This window comes from Rhodococcus sp. BP-349 (assembly GCF_019835845.1).
In the GTDB taxonomy this organism is placed as follows: Bacteria; Actinomycetota; Actinomycetes; order Mycobacteriales; family Mycobacteriaceae; genus Rhodococcoides.
In genome coordinates, this window is sequence record NZ_JABUDR010000003.1 from 693,877 (window position 1) to 711,370 (window position 17,494).

The window sequence follows — 17,494 nt, forward strand, 5'->3', positions numbered from 1 at the left end:
GGAGCACGCGGTGCGCATCTCGCCGAGTCTGCATCTGCGCGGCGTCGTGCTGCCCGGCCACGACGAGGTGGACGTCTGGGTGCGAGACGGTCTCGTCTCACTGGATCCGGTTCCCGGTGCGACCACGGTGGCGCGGGGCGGCTGGATAGTCCCGGGTCTCGTCGACGCGCACTGCCACGTCGGTATCGCGTACGGCGGTGGACACGAGGATCACGACGGCACCGTCGCGCAGGCCACCACCGAGCGCGAGGTGGGTGCGCTGCTGCTGCGTGACGCGGGATCGCCCGTCGACACCCGCGCACTCGACGACCACGAGGATCTGCCGCGCATCATCCGCGCGGGTCGGCACATCGCGATGCCCAAGCGCTACATTCCCGGCCTCGCCGTCGATCTCGAGGACGAGTCGCAACTGCCCGAGGCCGTGGCTCAGCAGGCGCGCCTCGGCGACGGGTGGGTCAAGCTGGTCGGCGACTGGATCGACCGCGAGGTCGGCGATCTCGCACCCTTGTGGGACGACGCGGTCCTGCGCCGGGCCATCGAGGCCGCCCACGCCGAGGGCGCCCGGGTCACGGCGCACGTCTTCGGCGAGGACGCGCTGCCCGGGCTGATCGGTGCCGGCATCGACTGCATCGAACACGGCACCGGCCTGACCGACGAGACCATCGAGATGATGGTCGAGCACGGAACCGCGCTGGTACCCACGCTCATCAACATCGAGACCTTCCCGTCGATCGCCGACTCGGCCACCCGCTATCCGCGCTACGCCGATCACATGCGTGACCTGCACGCCCGCGTGGCGGACACGGTGGGGCGCGCCCACGACGCCGGAGTCCCGATCTACGCGGGCACCGACGCGGGCGGCAGCATCGAGCACGGGCGGGTGGCCGACGAGGTGGCGGCGCTGGTGGGCGTGGGCCTGTCGCCGACCGACGCCCTGGGCGCGGCCAGTTGGACGGCGCGGCGGTGGCTCGGACGTGCGGGCATCGAGCACGGCGCACCCGCGGATCTGGTGTTCTACTCCACCGACCCACGAACCGGGCCGGACGTCCTGTCGGCGCCGGACGTGGTGGTGTTGCGCGGCCGGATCTGGTGACCGGGCTGGGATTATGACGCTCGGGCGGTGTCTGGCAGAATAAGGCGCTGTTCGCCCGTCTTCGGTTCCGTACCGAGCGGCGGTCACAACACCCATCCACCGCAAAACCGGGTGCGCATGCCGTGCGCATCGCTGAATTGCGCCGTGACCAGCGGTCGCGTCCTGCGACCACATCGAAAGAGGCTTCGTTTCACATGGCAGTCAAGATCAAGCTCACCCGTCTCGGCAAGATCCGCAACCCCCAGTACCGCGTCGTCATCGCCGACGCGCGTACCCGTCGCGGTGGCCGCGCCATCGAGACCGTCGGCAAGTACCACCCGAAGGAAGAGCCGTCGCTGATCGAGATCGATTCGGATCGCGTGCAGCACTGGCTGAGCGTGGGCGCACAGCCCACCGAGCCCGTCGAGGCACTCCTCAAGATCACCGGTGACTGGCAGAAGTTCAAGGGACTCCCGGGCGCCGAGGGCACGCTCCGCGTCAAGGAGCCGAAGGCGTCCAAGCTGGACCTGTTCAACGCTGCGCTCGCCGCCGCCGACAACGAGCCCGTCGCCGAGGCCACCACGCCGAAGAAGAAGAAGGCCGCCAAGGCCGACGACGCCGAGAGCGCACCGGCTGACGAGACCGCCGACGCCACCGCCGAGTCCACCGAGAAGTAGGACCCACCTGTGAGCACCATGGTCGCCGACGCCGTCGAGCATCTGGTTCGCGGCATCGTGTCCAATCCGGACGACGTTCGTGTCGAGATGATCACCGGTCGCCGTGGCCGGACCGTCGAGGTGCATGTGCACCCCGACGATCTGGGCAAGGTCATCGGCCGTGGCGGTCGTACCGCCACCGCGCTCCGTACCCTCGTCTCGGGTATCGGCGGCCGTGGGATCCGTGTCGACGTCGTCGACACCGATCGCTGATCACCGACGTGGAGCTCGTCGTGGGCCGCGTGGCCAAGTCGCACGGCATCAAGGGCGAGGTCGTCGTGGAGGTCCGCACGGACGATCCTGACGAGCGGTTCGCTCCGGGATCCGTTCTGCACGGCCGCGCGCGTCGCGACAACAGCACGACCGACTACACGGTGGAAGCCGCCCGGGAGCACTCCGGGCGGCTTCTGCTGCGTCTGAAGGGAATCGACGATCGCAGTACCGCCGACGCGATGCGCGGCATCCTGTTCGTCGTCGACACCGCGGATCTACCCCCGTCCGACGATCCGGACGAGTTCTACGACCACGAGCTCGAGGGCATGACGGTGCGGTTTGCTCCGGGTCACGAGTCGGCGGGCACGGTGATCGGCACGGTCAGCGAGGTGCTGCACTCCGCTGCGGGGGAGTTGCTGTCGATCAGGCCGGCCGACGAGACCGTCGGTCGGGAACTGCTCGTCCCGTTCGTGTCCGCGATCGTGGTGTCGGTCTCCCGCGAGACGCGGATCGTCGAGATCGACCCGCCCGAAGGGCTTCTGGACGGCGAGTGACCATGCGTATCGACGTGGTGACGATCTTCCCCGAGTACCTCGAGCCCATGCGTACCGCGCTGCTGGGCAAGGCCGTGCAGAACGGTCTGGTGACCCTCGGTGTCCACGACCTCCGTGACTGGACACACGACGTGCACAAGGCGGTCGACGACTCGCCCTACGGCGGCGGCCCCGGCATGGTCATGAAGCCGACCGTGTGGGGAGACGCGCTGGACGACGTCATGCGCGACACCGATCCGATCCTGGTGGTGCCCACGCCCGCCGGGGTGCCGTTCACCCAGCGCACCGCCGAGAGATGGTCGCGCGAGGATCACCTGGTGTTCGCGTGCGGTCGCTACGAGGGCATCGATCAGCGGGTCTTCGACGACGCGGCGACCCGGGTGCGCGTAGAAGAGGTCAGCATCGGAGACTACGTGCTCATCGGCGGCGAGGCCGCGGTGCTGGTGATGACCGAGGCCGTGACGCGGCTGTTGCCCGGCGTCCTGGGCAATCAGCTATCGCATCAACAGGACTCGTTCTCCGACGGTCTCCTCGAGGGGCCGGGCTACACCCGTCCGGCCACGTGGCGCGGCCTCGACGTGCCGCCGGTCCTGTTGTCCGGCAACCACTCCCGCATCGAACAGTGGCGGCGGGAACAGTCGCTCGAGCGCACGGCTCAGCGGCGTCCCGACCTCCTGCCCTGACCTGGTCGCTCAGGCGACGACCCCGGCGGGGAACAGGATCTTCAGCGCACCGGTGACGGTGACACGCGCGTGCTTGGCTCCGTCGTCGTCGGTCACCGCGGTGTCTGCCGTCGTCTCCGCGCTGCCGCCGTCCGCGCCGTACCAGGGCTCCTCCCGCGAGAGCACCGCCACCACGTAGCGTTCGCCGTCGCCGACGAACCCCGTGCTCAAGTGGATCCACCGACCGTCGACGCAGCACATCCAGCCCTGCTTGACCCCGCGGACCGTCTCGCCCGTCAGTGCCCGGGGGATACCGAACGTCTGGGGATAGCCGTCCGCTCCCTCGGGAGTGAACGCCTCGAGATCGCCCACGACGGTCGCGCGGTCGGCCGGATTCAGTCCGCCGGTGCCGTCGAGGACGGCGTCGTAGTACCGCACAAGGTCCGCCGCGGTGGTCCGGGTGTTCCACCAGATGCCGTCCGCCGACGCGGTGGTGGCGGGCAGGCCGTAGCGACCGGCGACGCGTCCCACGACGTCGGATCCACCGGCGGCATCCCAGAGGACCTGTGCCGCACTGTCGTCCGAGGACGAGAGCATCGGGGCGATGAGGGCACGGGACTCCTCGTCGAGGGCGAACTCGCCACGCGACGAGCGGTAGAGCAGATCATCGGCGATGAACAGCTTGACCACCGACGCCGTCTCGATCGGATCGTTGTCACCGGAACCCATGTACGTGCCGGTCTCCCGGTCGAGGAAGCCGATGGAGAGCGAGGCGCCGCGCGCGGCCGCGCCGTCGAGTGCCTGCTGCAGGCGGCCGGTGAGGTCCGGCGCCATCGGCATCTCGGGTTCGGGGAACTCCGGTGCGACCGGGACCGTCGTCACGGCCGGCTCGGTCGGCTGCGCGCAGGCCGCCGCCATCGTGGTGGCGAGCGCCACCGCCGCCATCATGGTGGAGGCTCGTCGCACCCGCGCCGAGAGAGTTGTCACGTGACTACCGTTCTGTCATCGAGTGCCCCCGCATTCGAGAGTGGACGTACCGAGCGCGTCGGCGCTCGGAACCCGGGGCGGCACCGTCACTCCACGGTACCGGCGCGGTAGGGTCCATCGCCGTGACGACCGCTGTGAAATCTGTCAACCGCCGGATCGCCGAGGAGCTCGACGTCGCGGAGGAGCGCGTACGCGCCGCCGTGGACCTGCTCGACGGAGGCGCGACGGTGCCCTTCATCGCGCGCTACCGCAAGGAGGTCACGGGCACGCTCGACGACACCCAGCTGCGCACGATCGACGAGCGGCTGCGGTACCTGCGCGAGCTCGACGAGCGCCGCTCGGCGATCCTCGAGTCCATCCGCTCGCAGGGTTCGCTCGACGACGCGCTCGAGGACTCGATCATGCGCGCGGACACCAAGGCGCGCCTCGAGGACATCTACCTCCCGTTCAAACCGAAGCGACGCACCAAGGCGCAGATCGCGCGCGAGGCCGGCCACCAGCCCGTGGCGGACGCCCTGCTGTCCGACCCGACCACCGACCCGATGTCCTTCGACGAGGACCAGCTCGCCGGTGCGCGGGCGATCCTCGTCGAGCACTTCGCCGAGGACGCCGACCTCGTCGGGTCGCTGCGCGAGCTGATGTGGACCCGCGGCCGGGTGACGTCCGCGGTGCGACCGGGCAAGGAGACCGACGGGGCGAAGTTCTCCGACTACTTCGCGTTCTCCGAGCCCTTCACCTCCGTTCCGTCCCACCGCGTGTTGGCCGTCCTGCGCGGGGAGAAGGAGGAGGTGCTCTCCCTCACGATGGACCCGGAGCCGAACTCCGACGACTCCGCACCCGGCACCGCGTCGGTGTACGAGACCCGCATCGCGGCGCGCTTCGGTATCGGCGACCACGGCCGTGCGGCCGACCGGTGGCTCCTCGACACGGTGCGGTGGGCGTGGCGGACCAAGCTCCTGGTCAGCCTGGGCATCGACACCCGCATGCGGCTGCGGCAGTCCGCGGAGGAGCGCGCGGTCGACGTCTTCGCCTCCAACCTGAAGGATCTGCTGTTGGCGGCACCCGCCGGCAGCCGTACCACCATGGGTCTCGACCCCGGGTTCCGCACAGGGACCAAGGTCGCGATCGTGGACCCCACCGGCAAGGTCCTCGCGTACGACACCATCTATCCGCACAAGCCGCAGAGCAAGTGGAACGAGGCGCTCGCGACGCTGGCCGCACTGGCGGCGAAGCACCGTGTCGATCTGGTGGCCATCGGCAACGGCACCGCGTCGCGCGAGACCGACGCGCTGGCGGCGGAGCTCATCGCGAAATATCCCGACGCGAAACTCACCAAGGCGATGGTCTCCGAGGCCGGGGCCTCGGTGTACTCCGCGTCCGCCTACGGGTCGCGCGAACTGCCCGATCTCGACGTCTCCATCCGCGGCGCGGTCTCCATCGCCCGTCGTCTGCAGGATCCCCTCGCGGAACTGGTGAAGATCGACCCGAAGTCGATCGGCGTGGGGCAGTACCAGCACGACGTCTCGGAATCGATGTTGGCGCGTTCCCTGGGCGCCGTCGTCGAGGACGCGGTGAACGCGGTCGGTGTCGACGTCAACACCGCCAGCGTGCCGCTGCTCGCGCGCGTCTCCGGCGTGGCCACCACCCTCGCCGAGTCGATCGTCGCGCACCGCGACGAGAACGGCCCCTTCCGATCCCGATCCGCGCTGCAGAAGGTTCCGCGGCTCGGGCCCAAGGCCTTCGAGCAGTGCGCCGGGTTCCTGCGCATCACCGACGGCGACGACCCCCTCGACCGGTCGAGCGTGCACCCCGAGGCGTATCCCGTCGTGCGCCGCATCGTCGACAGGGCCGGAGTGGGGGTCCGCGAGGTGATCGGCAACGAGCGGGTGCTGCGGTCCCTGCGCCCGCAGGACTTCGTCGACGATCGGTTCGGGCTCCCCACCGTCACCGACATCCTGTCCGAGCTCGAGAAGCCCGGCCGTGATCCGCGCCCGGAGTTCGCGACCGCCACCTTCGCGGCCGGCGTCGAGAAGGTCGCCGACCTCGAGCCGGGCATGGTGCTCGAGGGAGTGGTGACCAACGTGGCGGCGTTCGGCGCCTTCGTCGACGTGGGTGTGCACCAGGACGGACTCGTCCACGTCTCGGCGATGTCCGACCGGTTCGTCTCGGACCCGCACGATGTGGTCAAGTCCGGGCAGGTGGTTCGCGTGAAGGTCATGGAGGTCGATCTGCCGCGCCAGCGCATCGGCCTGTCCCTGCGACTGACCGACGAGGTCGGCGGTACGGCAGCGGCATCGGGTCCACGCGGCGGGTCGGGAGGCCAGGGCGCGCGGAACAGGCAGAAGACCGGAGCCGGACCGCGCAAGGGAGTGCAGTCCTCGGCACCGGCCGCGGCGTCGGGATCCATGGCCGATGCGCTGCGCAAGGCGGGCTTCGGAAAGTAGAGGGAGTCGCGGCGGCGGTGGATACACTTCCTCGTCACGGGACCGGCACGGCAGGAAGGCGCTGCGATGGAGCGGTGGCTGCATCACATCTCCGATGAGGGGCGCATCCCGCTGCTGTTCTTCCTCCTCGGCTTCGTCGCCGGGTTCGTCTTCATCCGGTTCAGCGTCCGCATGATCCGCGCGCAGGTGTCCTGGTGGCCGGGCAACGTCACACCGGGTGGACACCACGTGCATCACGTGGTGTTCGGTGTGGTCGCCATGCTGGTCTCGGGTATCGCGATGATCACCGTGTACGTCGATGGAACCCAGACCACGGGTGCCGCGCTGGCGGCGTTCTTCGGCATCGGTGCGGCACTGGTACTCGACGAGTTCGCCCTCATCTTCTACCTGGAGGACGTGTACTGGGCCGAGCAGGGCCGCACCTCCGTCGACGCGGTCTTCGTCGCCGTGGCGGCCACCGTCATGCTGCTGTTCGGCGCCAAGCCGCTCGAGTTCTTCGATGTGGCCGGCTTCCGCGACGATCCCAGCGTCGCGGTGCGCAGCGCCATCGTCGTGCTGGCCGGGCTCAACCTCCTCCTCGCCGCGGTCGTGCTCGCGAAGGGCAAGATCTGGACGGGACTGGCCGGATTGTTCTTTCTGCCCCTGCTCGTGGTCGGTGCCGTTCGAATCGGTCGGCCCGGCTCGCCCTGGGCGCGCTGGCGCTACACCCGGCGCCCGCGGCGGATGGCGAAGGCCCTGCGGCGCGAGCGGAACCTGCGTCGACCTGTCGTGCGCGCCAAGATCTGGATGCAGGACGCCATCGCCGGCACGCCCGACGTCGCGCACGTACGTGCGGCGGCCGAGGACGAACTCGATCGCATCGTCGTTCCGGCGCCGGCGCCGGGGGAGTCGCGGCCCGACCGCGAACCGGTCGGGGCCGGCTGAACCGACCGATTTCGTCGGGCACCGGTTCTCTGGCACAATCGTGGGGTTGCCTGACACCGGGCGTGCTTCTCGCATGCCCGGCATCCGGTGGACACCTATTCGGAGTACGAACCAGTCGAGCGTCGACGGCATCTGCCGACGGCAGCCGCTCGGGTCCTCTGCTCGAGATCTCGTCACAGCAAGGATGAACCATGAACACCCTGGATTTCCTGGACAAGCAGTCGCTCCGCAGCGACATTCCCGAGTTCCGCCCGGGCGACACACTGAACGTGCACGTGAAGGTCATCGAGGGCTCCAAGGAGCGCGTGCAGATCTTCAAGGGCGTCGTCATTCGGCGTCAGGGTGGCGGCATCCGCGAGACCTTCACGGTCCGCAAGGTGTCCTTCGGCGTCGGCGTGGAGCGCACCTTCCCCGTCCACACCCCGAACATCGCCCAGATCGACGTGCTGACCCGCGGTGACGTGCGTCGCGCGAAGTTGTACTACCTGCGCGAGCTGCGCGGCAAGGCAGCCAAGATCAAGGAGAAGCGCTGATCTTCGGCGTTCTTCTCTCACGACGGCCGGACCCAGGGGATTCGCTCCCCGGTGTCCGGCCGTTCTGCGTCCCGGCTGTTCTGCGTCCCGGCCGTTCTGCACCGCGGCGCTGCCGCTAATCTTGACCCGTGACGGACGAGCGCGCGGGCGACGACAACGACGAGGCGCAGCGAACCAAGAAGCCACGGTCCTTCTGGCGTGAGCTCCCGATTCTCATCCTGGTCGCCCTGGTGCTCAGCTTCCTGTTGCAGACCTTCGTCGCGAGGGTGTATCTGATTCCCTCGGAGTCGATGGAGCCGACCCTGCACGGCTGCAACGGTTGCACCGGTGACCGCATCGTCGTGGAGAAGATCGGGTACCGGTTCGGCGATCCGACGGCCGGCGACGTGATCGTCTTCCGTGGACCACCGTCCTGGGACGGCGACTACGTCTCCACGCGGTCGTCCAACGTCGTGATCCGTGGCGCTCAGGAACTCGGATCCCTCGTCGGCCTGGTCGCACCGGACGAGAACGATCTGGTCAAGCGCGTCATCGCCACCGGCGGTCAGACCGTCGAGTGCTGCGACGAGCAGGGCCGCGTCCTCGTCGACGGGAAGCCGCTCGACGAGCCGTACATCACCATGGACTTCGACTTCGTGCCCGGCACTCTCACGTGCGACACCCCGATCCGCTCCGGGCGGTGCTTCGGACCCGTCACCGTGCCCGAGGGCAACGTGTGGGTCATGGGTGACAACCGCAGCAACTCCGCCGACTCGCGCTACCACGTCGCGGACGAACTGCAGGGAACCATCCCGCTGGACAACGTGATCGGCAAGGCGCAGGTCATCGTGTTGCCGCCGGGCCGCTGGGGTCTCATCGACGATCCGGACATCCAGGGGCAGTGAGTTCGGGGCCCATGAAGTCGACCACCCCGAGATCGACGACCACTCGGCTCTCCCGCACGTCGTGGCCGCCGCGCACCGTCATCCGGCGTGCGGGTGGCATGCGCACCATGGAGTCGGCCCTCCTCCGGTCGGGTCTCGGGCCCGTGGCCGGCGTGGACGAGGCGGGTCGTGGCGCCTGTGCCGGGCCCCTCGTCATCGCCGCGTGCATCCTGGGCGATCGCGCCCGTGCCGCGCTGGACCTTCTGGACGACTCGAAGAAGTTGAGCGAGAAGACACGGGAGTCGTTGTTCCCGAGGGTGATCCGCTGGGCGACGGCATACTCGATCGTCACCGTCCCCGCGGCGGAGATCGACCGCATCGGCATCCACGTCGCCAACATCGAGGGCATGCGCCGCGCGGTGGCCGGGCTGTCGGTCGATCCCGGATACGTGCTGACCGACGGTTTTCGAGTGCCCGGGCTCCCGGCTCCGTCACTCCCGGTGATCGGTGGGGACGCCACCGCGGCGTGCATCGCGGCCGCGAGCGTGCTCGCCAAGGTGCACCGCGACCGCATCATGCGCGCACTCGATCACGAGATCCCGGGCTACGACTTCTCCGTCCACAAGGGTTACAACACGACGCTGCACACCGACGCTCTCGCCCGTCTCGGGGCGAGCCGGGAGCACCGTCGCTCGTGGTCCAACGTCGCCTGCCTAGAGGATGCCGGCGCCACATCGACGGCGTCGCCGCAGGAGCGGGGTCGATGGGAACACCAGGGCGTCGATGCGCGATGATGGCGGCATGAGTGCCGAGGATCTCGAGAAGTACGAAACCGAGATGGAACTGTCGCTGTACCGGGAGTACCGCGACATCGTCGGCCAGTTCACCTACGTGGTGGAGACCGAGCGCCGCTTCTATCTCGCGAACTCGGTGGAGATGATCCCGCGGAACGCGGACGGCGAGATCTACTTCGAGGTGCGGATGTCCGACGCGTGGGTGTGGGACATGTACCGACCCGCGCGCTTCGTGAAGCACGTCCGCGTGATCACGTTCAAGGACGTCAACATCGAAGAACTCGACAAGCCGGATCTGAGACTTCCCGAGTGACGGGACTCCCGGAGTGAGTCAGCGCTGATCCGTTCCCAGGATGCGCGCGTTGAGGTGCCACCCCTCGTAACCGTCGTCCACACCGCCGCGCTGGTCGTGCTCGATCGACGCGCGAGGAATCGACAGGATTCGCGCCGTCCGTAGCGCCCACGAGTAGTCGCCGCATCCCACCTCTCTCGTCGATTCCTGCCCCAGGGCATCGTTGGACGTCCACAGCAGTGCGTAGGGGTGAGCGGGCCGCCGAGCGTCCGGCACCCGGCGGAGAAGGAACTCACTGCCGGACGGCGTCCCGCTCGCCGACGTGTCGCGTGCAGTGTTCATGACCAGATCATCGCAAACCCCACGGCCGGGCGCCGCGCAACAGGGGGTTTCGGTGGTCCGTCATCCCCGGGTCGAGCATCATCCCCGGGAATTCCGTGGCTGCAGGTCGGCGCAGCGGCACGGTCGGCGCATCCCTGCACAGTCGTGCTCGACACCGGGTGTGCCCACCACCGGGCACCGGGTCGGCGGGGGGAGCCATGGTGACGAACGGGGACACGGGCAGAGCGGGCGAGGAGGCCGCCGCGTCCTATCTGGCGACGGTGGGTCTGCGGATACTCGACCGCAACTGGCGGTGTCGACACGGCGAGGTCGACATCATCGGCGTGGACGGCGACACCGTCGTGTTCGTGGAGGTGAAGACGCGTTCCGGTGACAGGTACGGCACTCCGGCCGAGGCGGTCACGCCGGCGAAGGCGCAGCGCATCCACCGGCTGGCGGGCCTGTGGCTCGCCGAGCGGTCCGGTCCCTGGGTGCCGGTGCGGTTCGACGTCGTGGAGGTCGTCGTCGCCGACGGTCGAGGGCCCCTGCTCTCCCATCTGAAGGCGGCGTTCTGATGGCGTTGGGACGGACGTTCTCGGTCGCCGTCACGGGCATCGACGGCATCCTGGTGGAGATCGAGGCCGACGTGGGGCGAGGCCTGCCGGGCGTGCACGTCGTCGGGCTCCCCGATGCGGCGCTGCAGGAGTCGCGGGATCGAGTGCGGGCCGCGGTGAACAACTCCGGCCAGAGCTGGCCCGCATCCAAGGTGGTGCTCGCACTGTCGCCGGCCACGCTTCCGAAGGTGGGATCCGTGTACGACCTGGCGCTGGCGTGCGCGGTGCTCGGTGCCGCCAAGGTGGTGCCGCCAGGTCTGCTGGCCTCGACGGTGCTGGTGGGTGAACTGGCACTCGACGGGCGGGTGCGGAGCGTGCGCGGGGTTCTCCCCGCCGTGCTCGCCGCCCGCGGAGCGGGATGGACCCGCGTGGTGGTGCCGCAGGACAGCCTCGCCGAGGCCGGCCTGGTGGGCGGGATCGAGGTCCTCGGAGCTGCGCACCTGCGGCAGGTGATCGAGTGGCTCTCGCACCGGTGCTCGCTGCCGGAACCGATACCGACACAGCCGGGTCCGGAGACGCGGTACGGCGATCTCGCCGACGTGGTCGGGCAGTCGGAGGCGCGGTGGGCGCTCGAGGTCGCCGCCGCCGGGGCGCACCATCTGATGTTCACGGGGCCGCCCGGCATCGGCAAGACGATGCTGGCGGGTCGGCTGCCCGGCCTGCTGCCGCCGTTGACGGAGGGTCAGGCCCTGGAGGTGACGGCGGTGCACTCCGTCGCCGGGACGCTCACGGCGAAGTGCCCGTTGATCACCACGGCCCCATTCATCGCGCCGCATCACACCACCTCGGTGGCGGCTCTGGTGGGCGGCGGGAGCGGCATGGCGCGGCCGGGTGCGGTGAGTCGGGCGCACCACGGCGTGCTCTTCCTGGACGAGTGCGCCGAGATGTCGGTGCGCGTGCTCGAGGCCCTGCGCACTCCGCTCGAGGACGGCGAGGTGCGGATCGCGCGGCGCGACGGGGTCGCCCGCTATCCCGCTCGGTTCCAGCTGGTGCTGGCGGCCAACCCGTGCCCGTGCGCATCGCCGCGGACGGCCGACTGCGTGTGTGCGCCGAACACCCGTCGGCGCTATCTGGGCAAACTGTCCGGCCCGCTCCTCGACCGCGTGGACCTGCGGCTGTCGATGCAGCCCGCAGCCACGGGAATGCTCACCGACGACGTGGGCGAGACGACCGAGGTGGTGCGCGGCCGGGTGTCGGCGGCGCGGCAGGCGGCGGCGGAACGGTGGTCCGAGTTCGGCTGGCGGACCAATGCGGAGGTGCCGGGATCAGCACTGCGACAGCGCTTCCGACTCGAACGCGAGGCGTTGATCCCGATCGAACGGTCGCTGCGCCGCGGCGGCATCACGGCGCGAGGTGCGGACCGCATACTGCGGCTGGCCTGGACGCTCGGCGACCTCGAGGGGCGGATGTCTCCGGGACCCGAGTGCGTGGCGTCGGCGATGAGTTTTCGCGAGCAGGGGAGCGGCGTGTGAGCGGGGCCAAGGATCCGGAGACCGTGGCGTGGGCGTACGTCTCGACGGTGGTGCAGGGACCGTCGCGCGCCGTCGAGCACCTGATCGCCTCGCGCGGGGTGGTGGACGCGGCGGCGACGATGCGCACCGGGGACGTGCCGAAGGCGGTGTGGGACCGAGTGTCGGCGCGGGCGCATCTCGATACCGCCGCGGCGAGCCTCGACCTGATGGAGGCGATGGACGGCCGGCTGGTGGTGCCCTCGGACGAGGAGTGGCCGGCATGGCGGTTCCTCGGCTTCGAGCGGCCGGACGGGGCCCTGCCCACTCGGGACGGCGGTGCGCCGCTGGCCTTGTGGGTGGTGGGTCCGGCGCCGGTGGCGTCGTCCACGGAGCGGGCGGTGGCCGTGGTGGGAACGCGCGCCGCGACGAGCTACGGGGAGCACGTGACGGGTGAGATCGCGGGAGACCTGGCCGTGGACGGGTGGACGGTGGTCTCCGGCGGCGCGTACGGCATCGACGGTGCGGCGCACCGGGCCGCGCTGGGCGTGGGCGGCTGCACGGTGGCGGTGCTGGCGTGCGGCGTCGACCGTGCGTACCCGGCGGGGCACGAGCGTCTGTTGCGGAGAGTGTCGGAGACGGGTGCGGTGGTGTCGGAGTATCCGCCGGGCACACCACCCGCCCGGTACCGCTTCCTCTCCCGCAACAGGCTCGTGGCCGCACTGTGCGACGGCGTGGTCGTCGTCGAGGCCGGGTGGCGCAGCGGGGCGCGCAACACGGCGTCGTGGGCGCGGGCGCTGGGGCGACCGGTCATGGCGGTGCCGGGGCCGGTGACGTCCGCGTCGTCGACGGGGTGCCATCGGATGATCCGCGAGGGCGAAGCGCGTCTGGTGACGGGCGCCCGCGACGTGGTGGCCGAGGCAGGAGCGGTGGGTGCGGGTGTCGAGGACGACGACGATCGGGACGCCCTGTTCGGCCGTGATCTCGACCGCCTGCCGCAGACTCCCGCCCGCGTACTGGACGCGTTCCCGGTCTCGGGCGCCCGAACGGTGCAGCAGCTGTCCGTGGACTCCGGAGTGCCCGTGTCGGCGGTGCGGTCAGCGCTGGTGGTCCTCGAGATCGAGGGACACGCCGGCCGCGACGAGACGGGATGGGTGCGCATCGAGAAGATCCGGTGAGCGCTGTGCCGGGATCAGGTCCTCGGGCCGTAGTGAGGTGCCGGGCAGGATAGCGTCGCGCAGGTCCGGCCTGGTCCCGGTGATGATCCAGGTGCACAGCGCGGCGAGTTGAGCGGACACGAGTGGCGGCACCGCGTCGCCGATGTGTCGGTACATGTTCGACAGCGATCGCGCCCGGAAGACGTAGTCGTCCGGGAAACCGTTCAGCAGGGCCAATTCTCGCACCGTGCACAGTCGGTCCTGCTCGGGATGGGTGTAGCGGCCGTTGCCGAAGTGGGCGCATTCCCGCTTGACGGTGGGCGCGGGACGGTCCCACCACAGTCGGCCGTACACGTCGGGGTGCGACCCCAGCCGCCCGGCGGCGACGAGGCGCTGCATCGCGGGCGTCAGATGATCGTCGCCGCCGGGGGTGGACCGGAGGTCGAGCCAGGAACCGCCGTCGTGGGGGAGCGCCTGCAGGCGCCGGCGAGTGGACTCACGCCCGATGCTGGGCGAGAGGTGCATCGGATCACCGGGCGCCATCTCGCCCGCATCGACGCGGGGCAGGTGACCGATCGCGCGCCGCACCGTGATCGCCTCCGGTGCGATGGTCGTGCCCTCCCACAATTCGGACAGAGTGTGCATGTCGTGATCGCGCCGCACCGCGACGACCAGAGACCTCTCGCGTCGTTGCGGTAATCCGACGGCGCTGAGCATGTGCACCGAGGCATCGACGTCGTAACCGAGGTGATCCAACCGCAGCGCCAACGCGTCGAGATGACCACGGAAATTGCCGCCGACCAATTCTCGCGCATTTTCCATGACGAGAACGATCGGGCGCAGAGCGTCGACGGCGTCGGCGACCCGCGTCACGAGCGAATTGCGTGGATCGTCGGTGAGATGATTTCTCGGATTCGCCCGCGAGAAACCGGTACAGGGCGGGCACGCGCTGAGTACGTCGAGCGGTCGTCCGTTCAGTCGCGGCGCGAACAGTCTCGCCAACTCGACTCCTGTGACGGCGGAAAGATCCACCGCGTGCGGCACTGTTCCGATATTCGACTCGTAGGACGCATTGCATTCGAGCGACCCGCGCGCGCTGCTCGGTTTACCCAGTTGTGCGTCCGCCGCGCCGACGACCTCGAATGCGCCGTGTCGTGCGAAGCCGCAACTCATTCCGCCCGCGCCACTGAAGAGATCGACGAATGTCAGCGGACCGGACGGTCTGGTCGTCGACGACTCGGCACGCGTTTCCGAGAAACTCTGTGCGGTCATCCGAGAACCCTTCGTGGCCGACGTCGACGGGTGTGGCCGCGTCGTGTGCGTTCGTCACAGTACCGCTGGGCGCGGTCGGGCCCGATCGTGCCGTGCCGGTTCCGAAGAATAGGTGGTCGAATTCGCGACCGGTTCGTCATGATTCGGGTGCTTTTCGGATCGGTGTCGGGTCGGTGTGACAGGGAGGGCCGTCTCGACTGTTACCTTGGAGGAAATTCTTTCTTCACTTGGTATCGAGGAGCGCAGAACAATGGCACGACGCACCACTGTCCAGATGATCGACGACGTCGACGGTTCTCTGATCAAGGACGGTCAGGGAGAAACCGTCGAGTTCGCGGTCGGAGGCGTGTCCTACTCGATCGATCTCAACAGCAAGCACGCCAACGAGTTGTACGACCAATTCGCATTCTGGATCGAGCATGCGGAGAAGGTCGGCGGCAAGAAGTCGCGCCGGACCGGATCCGCCGCGGCGCCGAAGAAGGGCCGTCAGAATCTGCAGGACGTGCGTGCCTGGGCCAAGGAGAACGGCTTCGAGGTCAGCACGCGCGGACGTATCAGCCAGGAGATCCAGGACGCGTACGACGCTGCGCACTGACCTGTCGTGGGGCCGGTCGGCGAATTAGGGTAGGCTAACCACGTCTTGTGCCCCACCGGCGGCAAGGCCCGTACCCGATGGAGGTGCCCTGTGGCGCGACGACTGACCACCCTGACCGTTCTCCGTACCGAGCGACTCACCCCGCACATGGTGCGCGTGGTGCTCGGTGGCGCCAACTTCGACGAGTTCGCGCCGTCCGAGTTCACCGACAGCTACGTCAAGCTGCACTTCGGTGATGCCGACGAGCCGACGTTACGCACGTACACGGTGCGCTCGGTGGACACGGAGGCCCGCGAGGTCGCCATCGACTTCGTCGTCCACGGCGACGAGGGTGTCGCGGGCCCGTGGGCGCTGGCGGCCACCGCGGGGGACCACCTCTCGTTCTTCGGGCCCGCCGGGGCGTACTCGCCTCGCGCGGACGCCGACTGGCACCTCCTCGCCGGCGACGAGACGGGCATTCCCGCCATCTCCGCAGCACTCGCGGCGCTTCCCGAGGGGGCGATCGCGCGCGTGGTGCTCGAAGCGGCCACCACGGAGGACCGCGTCGAGATCGCAGCGCCGGCCTCCGCCGACATCCGCTGGGTGTACCGCGACCACGATTCCGGCAGCTCACCGCTGGCCGCTGCGGTCCGTGCGGTGGAGTGGCTACCGGGACAGCCCCATGTCTTCGTGCACGGTGAGGCGCACTCCGTGATGCACGAGATTCGGCCGTACATCCGCAAGGAGCGTGGCGTGACGGCGGAATGGGCGTCGATATCGGGATACTGGCGTCGTGGGCGCACCGAGGAAGGGTTCCGTACCTGGAAGCGAGAACTCGCTGCCAGCGAATCCTGACGACCTCGCGCTCCTCGCGAGATTCACCGAGCATCTCGCGCTGCAGCGCAACCGTTCCGAGCACACCGTGCGCGCCTACGTCGGGGATGCGACGGCGCTGATCGGATTCTGTCGTGACGCGCACGGGGATCCGTTCGCGGCACTCGACGACGTGATCACTCTCCGATACCTCCGCTCTTGGCTCGCCTCCATGTCGGTCGCAGGAGCGTCCCGGTCGACCCTCGCGCGCCGGGCGAGTTCGGCGCGCACCTTCACCGCCTGGTCGTGCACCGTCGGAGCACTCTCCGCGGACCCCGCGGTGCGGCTGGCGGCACCGCCGGCGCGCCGGACGCTTCCGGGCGTGCTGCGCGAGCGTGACGCCCACGACGCGATGGCGGCCGCGACATCCGGTGCCGAACAACAGGATCCGATGGCCTTGCGCGACCGGGTCATCGTCGAGGTCCTGTACGCCACCGGAATCCGGGTCGGCGAGCTGTGCGGTCTCGACGTGGACGACGTCGACCTCGACCGGCGTGTGCTCCGTGTTCTCGGCAAGGGTGACAAGGAGCGGGTCGTCCCGTTCGGTGCGCCTGCGGAGGACGCGCTGGTGCAGTGGTCGACCGTCGGCCGCCCCGCCCTGGCCGCACCGGACTCCGGCGCGGCCCTGTTGCTGGGGCGACGCGGCGGACGACTGAATCAACGGCAGGCGCGTTCGGTGGTGCACGAGGTGCTGTCCGCCGTGCCCGGTGCCCCCGATCTGGGTCCGCACGGCCTTCGGCACTCCGCCGCGACCCATCTGCTCGAGGGCGGCGCCGATCTCCGCGTGGTGCAGGAACTGCTCGGTCACGCGTCACTGGCCACGACGCAGATCTACACCCACGTCTCCGTCGAGCGGCTCCGTGCGGTCCACGATCAGGCGCATCCGCGAGCCTGACGTCGGTCGGTCTCGCGACCCTGCGCGCTCGCGCACGTTTGGTACCGTCTGCACGGGGGGCGTGACCGTGACGGCGTGGTGAACCACACCGTCGGTCCCTGATCGGCCATCGGAGCAGACCGTCGACAGGAGGGTGGGACCGTGGATCGTCGAGACGACGGCGCGCATTCTCCCGGCGGAGCGCCCGACGGCCGGGCCGAGACGAACGGGCCGTGGTCTCCGCCCGAACCCGAACGATTCGTACGACAGCCAATTCCTCCCGCGCCCGGTCCCGCACCGCATCACC

General features: G+C 69.5%; 20 protein-coding genes. 17 read left to right on the forward strand and 3 right to left on the reverse strand.

Going from position 1 to position 17,494, the window contains the following annotated elements; genetic code table 11:
- Nucleotides 1-28: 28 nt before the first annotated feature.
- From HQ325_RS19620 to trmD, 5 genes are all read left to right on the forward strand, one after another.
- Nucleotides 29-1,093, forward strand: coding sequence for an amidohydrolase family protein (locus HQ325_RS19620; protein WP_222632607.1), 1,065 nt, complete (start codon nt 29-31; stop codon nt 1,091-1,093).
- A gap of 194 nt (nt 1,094-1,287) precedes the next feature.
- Nucleotides 1,288-1,749 (forward strand): 30S ribosomal protein S16, encoded by a 462-nt coding sequence (rpsP, locus tag HQ325_RS19625; RefSeq protein WP_204867873.1) that lies wholly within the window; start codon nt 1,288-1,290, stop codon nt 1,747-1,749.
- 9 nt (nt 1,750-1,758) lie between these two features.
- A complete protein-coding gene (locus tag HQ325_RS19630) occupies nt 1,759-2,001 on the forward strand; it encodes an RNA-binding protein (RefSeq protein ID WP_027505019.1) in 243 nt (80 codons plus the stop codon).
- Between the two features lie 8 nt (nt 2,002-2,009).
- Nucleotides 2,010-2,555 carry a ribosome maturation factor RimM gene (rimM, locus tag HQ325_RS19635; RefSeq protein ID WP_222631905.1) on the forward strand — a complete coding sequence of 182 codons (546 nt, stop codon included), beginning with the start codon at nt 2,010-2,012 and terminating at the stop codon, nt 2,553-2,555.
- Nucleotides 2,556-2,557: 2 nt separating this feature from the next.
- Nucleotides 2,558-3,238, forward strand: coding sequence for a tRNA (guanosine(37)-N1)-methyltransferase TrmD (gene trmD, locus HQ325_RS19640; protein WP_222632609.1), 681 nt, complete (start codon nt 2,558-2,560; stop codon nt 3,236-3,238).
- 9 nt (nt 3,239-3,247) lie between these two features.
- Here trmD and HQ325_RS19645 read toward each other — a convergent pair whose 3' ends face one another.
- Complete coding sequence (locus HQ325_RS19645) at nt 3,248-4,204, reverse strand: hypothetical protein (protein ID WP_308014651.1); 957 nt, start codon at nt 4,202-4,204, stop codon at nt 3,248-3,250.
- A 122-nt stretch (nt 4,205-4,326) separates the two neighbouring features.
- Between HQ325_RS19645 and HQ325_RS19650 the strand changes: the two genes are divergently transcribed.
- The 6 genes from HQ325_RS19650 (at nt 4,327) to HQ325_RS19675 (ending at nt 10,075) form a co-directional block, all read left to right on the forward strand.
- Complete coding sequence (locus HQ325_RS19650) at nt 4,327-6,648, forward strand: Tex family protein (RefSeq protein WP_222631907.1); 2,322 nt, start codon at nt 4,327-4,329, stop codon at nt 6,646-6,648.
- Nucleotides 6,649-6,714: 66 nt separating this feature from the next.
- Entirely contained in the window at nt 6,715-7,572 is an 858-nt protein-coding gene (locus HQ325_RS19655; RefSeq protein ID WP_222631910.1) for a hypothetical protein, read from the forward strand.
- Nucleotides 7,573-7,763: 191 nt separating this feature from the next.
- Nucleotides 7,764-8,105 carry a 50S ribosomal protein L19 gene (gene rplS, locus HQ325_RS19660; protein WP_027505024.1) on the forward strand — a complete coding sequence of 114 codons (342 nt, stop codon included), beginning with the start codon at nt 7,764-7,766 and terminating at the stop codon, nt 8,103-8,105.
- A gap of 128 nt (nt 8,106-8,233) precedes the next feature.
- Nucleotides 8,234-8,989 carry a signal peptidase I gene (gene lepB, locus HQ325_RS19665; RefSeq protein ID WP_222631912.1) on the forward strand — a complete coding sequence of 252 codons (756 nt, stop codon included), beginning with the start codon at nt 8,234-8,236 and terminating at the stop codon, nt 8,987-8,989.
- An 11-nt stretch (nt 8,990-9,000) separates the two neighbouring features.
- Entirely contained in the window at nt 9,001-9,762 is a 762-nt protein-coding gene (locus tag HQ325_RS19670) for a ribonuclease HII (protein WP_222631914.1), read from the forward strand.
- Nucleotides 9,763-9,769: 7 nt separating this feature from the next.
- Nucleotides 9,770-10,075 (forward strand): DUF2469 domain-containing protein, encoded by a 306-nt coding sequence (locus HQ325_RS19675; RefSeq protein WP_027505026.1) that lies wholly within the window; start codon nt 9,770-9,772, stop codon nt 10,073-10,075.
- 18 nt (nt 10,076-10,093) lie between these two features.
- Here HQ325_RS19675 and HQ325_RS19680 read toward each other — a convergent pair whose 3' ends face one another.
- Nucleotides 10,094-10,396 (reverse strand): hypothetical protein, encoded by a 303-nt coding sequence (locus tag HQ325_RS19680; RefSeq protein WP_222631916.1) that lies wholly within the window; start codon nt 10,394-10,396, stop codon nt 10,094-10,096.
- Between the two features lie 197 nt (nt 10,397-10,593).
- Between HQ325_RS19680 and HQ325_RS19685 the strand changes: the two genes are divergently transcribed.
- The 3 genes from HQ325_RS19685 to dprA are packed head-to-tail and all read left to right on the forward strand — an operon-like array spanning nt 10,594 to nt 13,615.
- Complete coding sequence (locus tag HQ325_RS19685; RefSeq protein ID WP_222631917.1) at nt 10,594-10,950, forward strand: YraN family protein; 357 nt, start codon at nt 10,594-10,596, stop codon at nt 10,948-10,950.
- Nucleotides 10,950-12,461, forward strand: coding sequence for a YifB family Mg chelatase-like AAA ATPase (locus HQ325_RS19690; protein WP_222631919.1), 1,512 nt, complete (start codon nt 10,950-10,952; stop codon nt 12,459-12,461). Before HQ325_RS19685 ends, HQ325_RS19690 begins: the two co-directional genes overlap by 1 nt.
- The gene (gene dprA / locus HQ325_RS19695) at nt 12,458-13,615 is read left to right on the forward strand and encodes a DNA-processing protein DprA (RefSeq protein WP_308014649.1); all 1,158 of its coding nucleotides are present in this window, start codon (nt 12,458-12,460) and stop codon (nt 13,613-13,615) included. The genes HQ325_RS19690 and dprA overlap by 4 nt, the downstream gene beginning before the upstream one ends.
- Here dprA and HQ325_RS19700 read toward each other — a convergent pair.
- Nucleotides 13,535-14,866 carry a DNA cytosine methyltransferase gene (locus tag HQ325_RS19700; protein ID WP_222631920.1) on the reverse strand — a complete coding sequence of 444 codons (1,332 nt, stop codon included), beginning with the start codon at nt 14,864-14,866 and terminating at the stop codon, nt 13,535-13,537. The two genes, dprA and HQ325_RS19700, sit on opposite strands and share 81 nt — an antisense overlap.
- Nucleotides 14,867-15,116: 250 nt before the next feature.
- On the opposite strand from HQ325_RS19700, the gene HQ325_RS19705 reads away from it, so the two are divergent.
- The 3 genes from HQ325_RS19705 (at nt 15,117) to HQ325_RS19715 (ending at nt 17,208) form a co-directional block, all read left to right on the forward strand.
- On the forward strand, nt 15,117-15,461 hold the full coding sequence (locus HQ325_RS19705) for an Lsr2 family protein (RefSeq protein ID WP_222631921.1): 345 nt from the start codon (nt 15,117-15,119) through the stop codon (nt 15,459-15,461).
- A gap of 90 nt (nt 15,462-15,551) precedes the next feature.
- On the forward strand, nt 15,552-16,295 hold the full coding sequence (locus HQ325_RS19710; protein WP_222631923.1) for a siderophore-interacting protein: 744 nt from the start codon (nt 15,552-15,554) through the stop codon (nt 16,293-16,295).
- Complete coding sequence (locus HQ325_RS19715; protein WP_222632615.1) at nt 16,279-17,208, forward strand: tyrosine recombinase XerC; 930 nt, start codon at nt 16,279-16,281, stop codon at nt 17,206-17,208. Before HQ325_RS19710 ends, HQ325_RS19715 begins: the two co-directional genes overlap by 17 nt.
- The last annotated feature ends 286 nt before the right edge of the window (nt 17,209-17,494 follow it).

Bases quoted from the DNA above. Each gene is read 5' to 3' on its own strand.
- rpsP (WP_204867873.1), top strand. From the start codon at position 1,288: ATGGCAGTCAAGATCAAGCTCACCCGTCTCGGCAAGATCCGCAACCCC.
- trmD (WP_222632609.1), top strand. From the start codon at position 2,558: ATGCGTATCGACGTGGTGACGATCTTCCCCGAGTACCTCGAGCCCATG.
- HQ325_RS19655 (WP_222631910.1), top strand. From the start codon at position 6,715: ATGGAGCGGTGGCTGCATCACATCTCCGATGAGGGGCGCATCCCGCTG.
- rplS (WP_027505024.1), top strand. From the start codon at position 7,764: ATGAACACCCTGGATTTCCTGGACAAGCAGTCGCTCCGCAGCGACATT.
- HQ325_RS19670 (WP_222631914.1), top strand. From the start codon at position 9,001: ATGAAGTCGACCACCCCGAGATCGACGACCACTCGGCTCTCCCGCACG.
- HQ325_RS19675 (WP_027505026.1), top strand. From the start codon at position 9,770: ATGAGTGCCGAGGATCTCGAGAAGTACGAAACCGAGATGGAACTGTCG.
- HQ325_RS19680 (WP_222631916.1), bottom strand. From the start codon at position 10,396: ATGAACACTGCACGCGACACGTCGGCGAGCGGGACGCCGTCCGGCAGT.
- HQ325_RS19685 (WP_222631917.1), top strand. From the start codon at position 10,594: ATGGTGACGAACGGGGACACGGGCAGAGCGGGCGAGGAGGCCGCCGCG.
- HQ325_RS19690 (WP_222631919.1), top strand. From the start codon at position 10,950: ATGGCGTTGGGACGGACGTTCTCGGTCGCCGTCACGGGCATCGACGGC.
- HQ325_RS19700 (WP_222631920.1), bottom strand. From the start codon at position 14,866: ATGACCGCACAGAGTTTCTCGGAAACGCGTGCCGAGTCGTCGACGACC.
- HQ325_RS19705 (WP_222631921.1), top strand. From the start codon at position 15,117: ATGGCACGACGCACCACTGTCCAGATGATCGACGACGTCGACGGTTCT.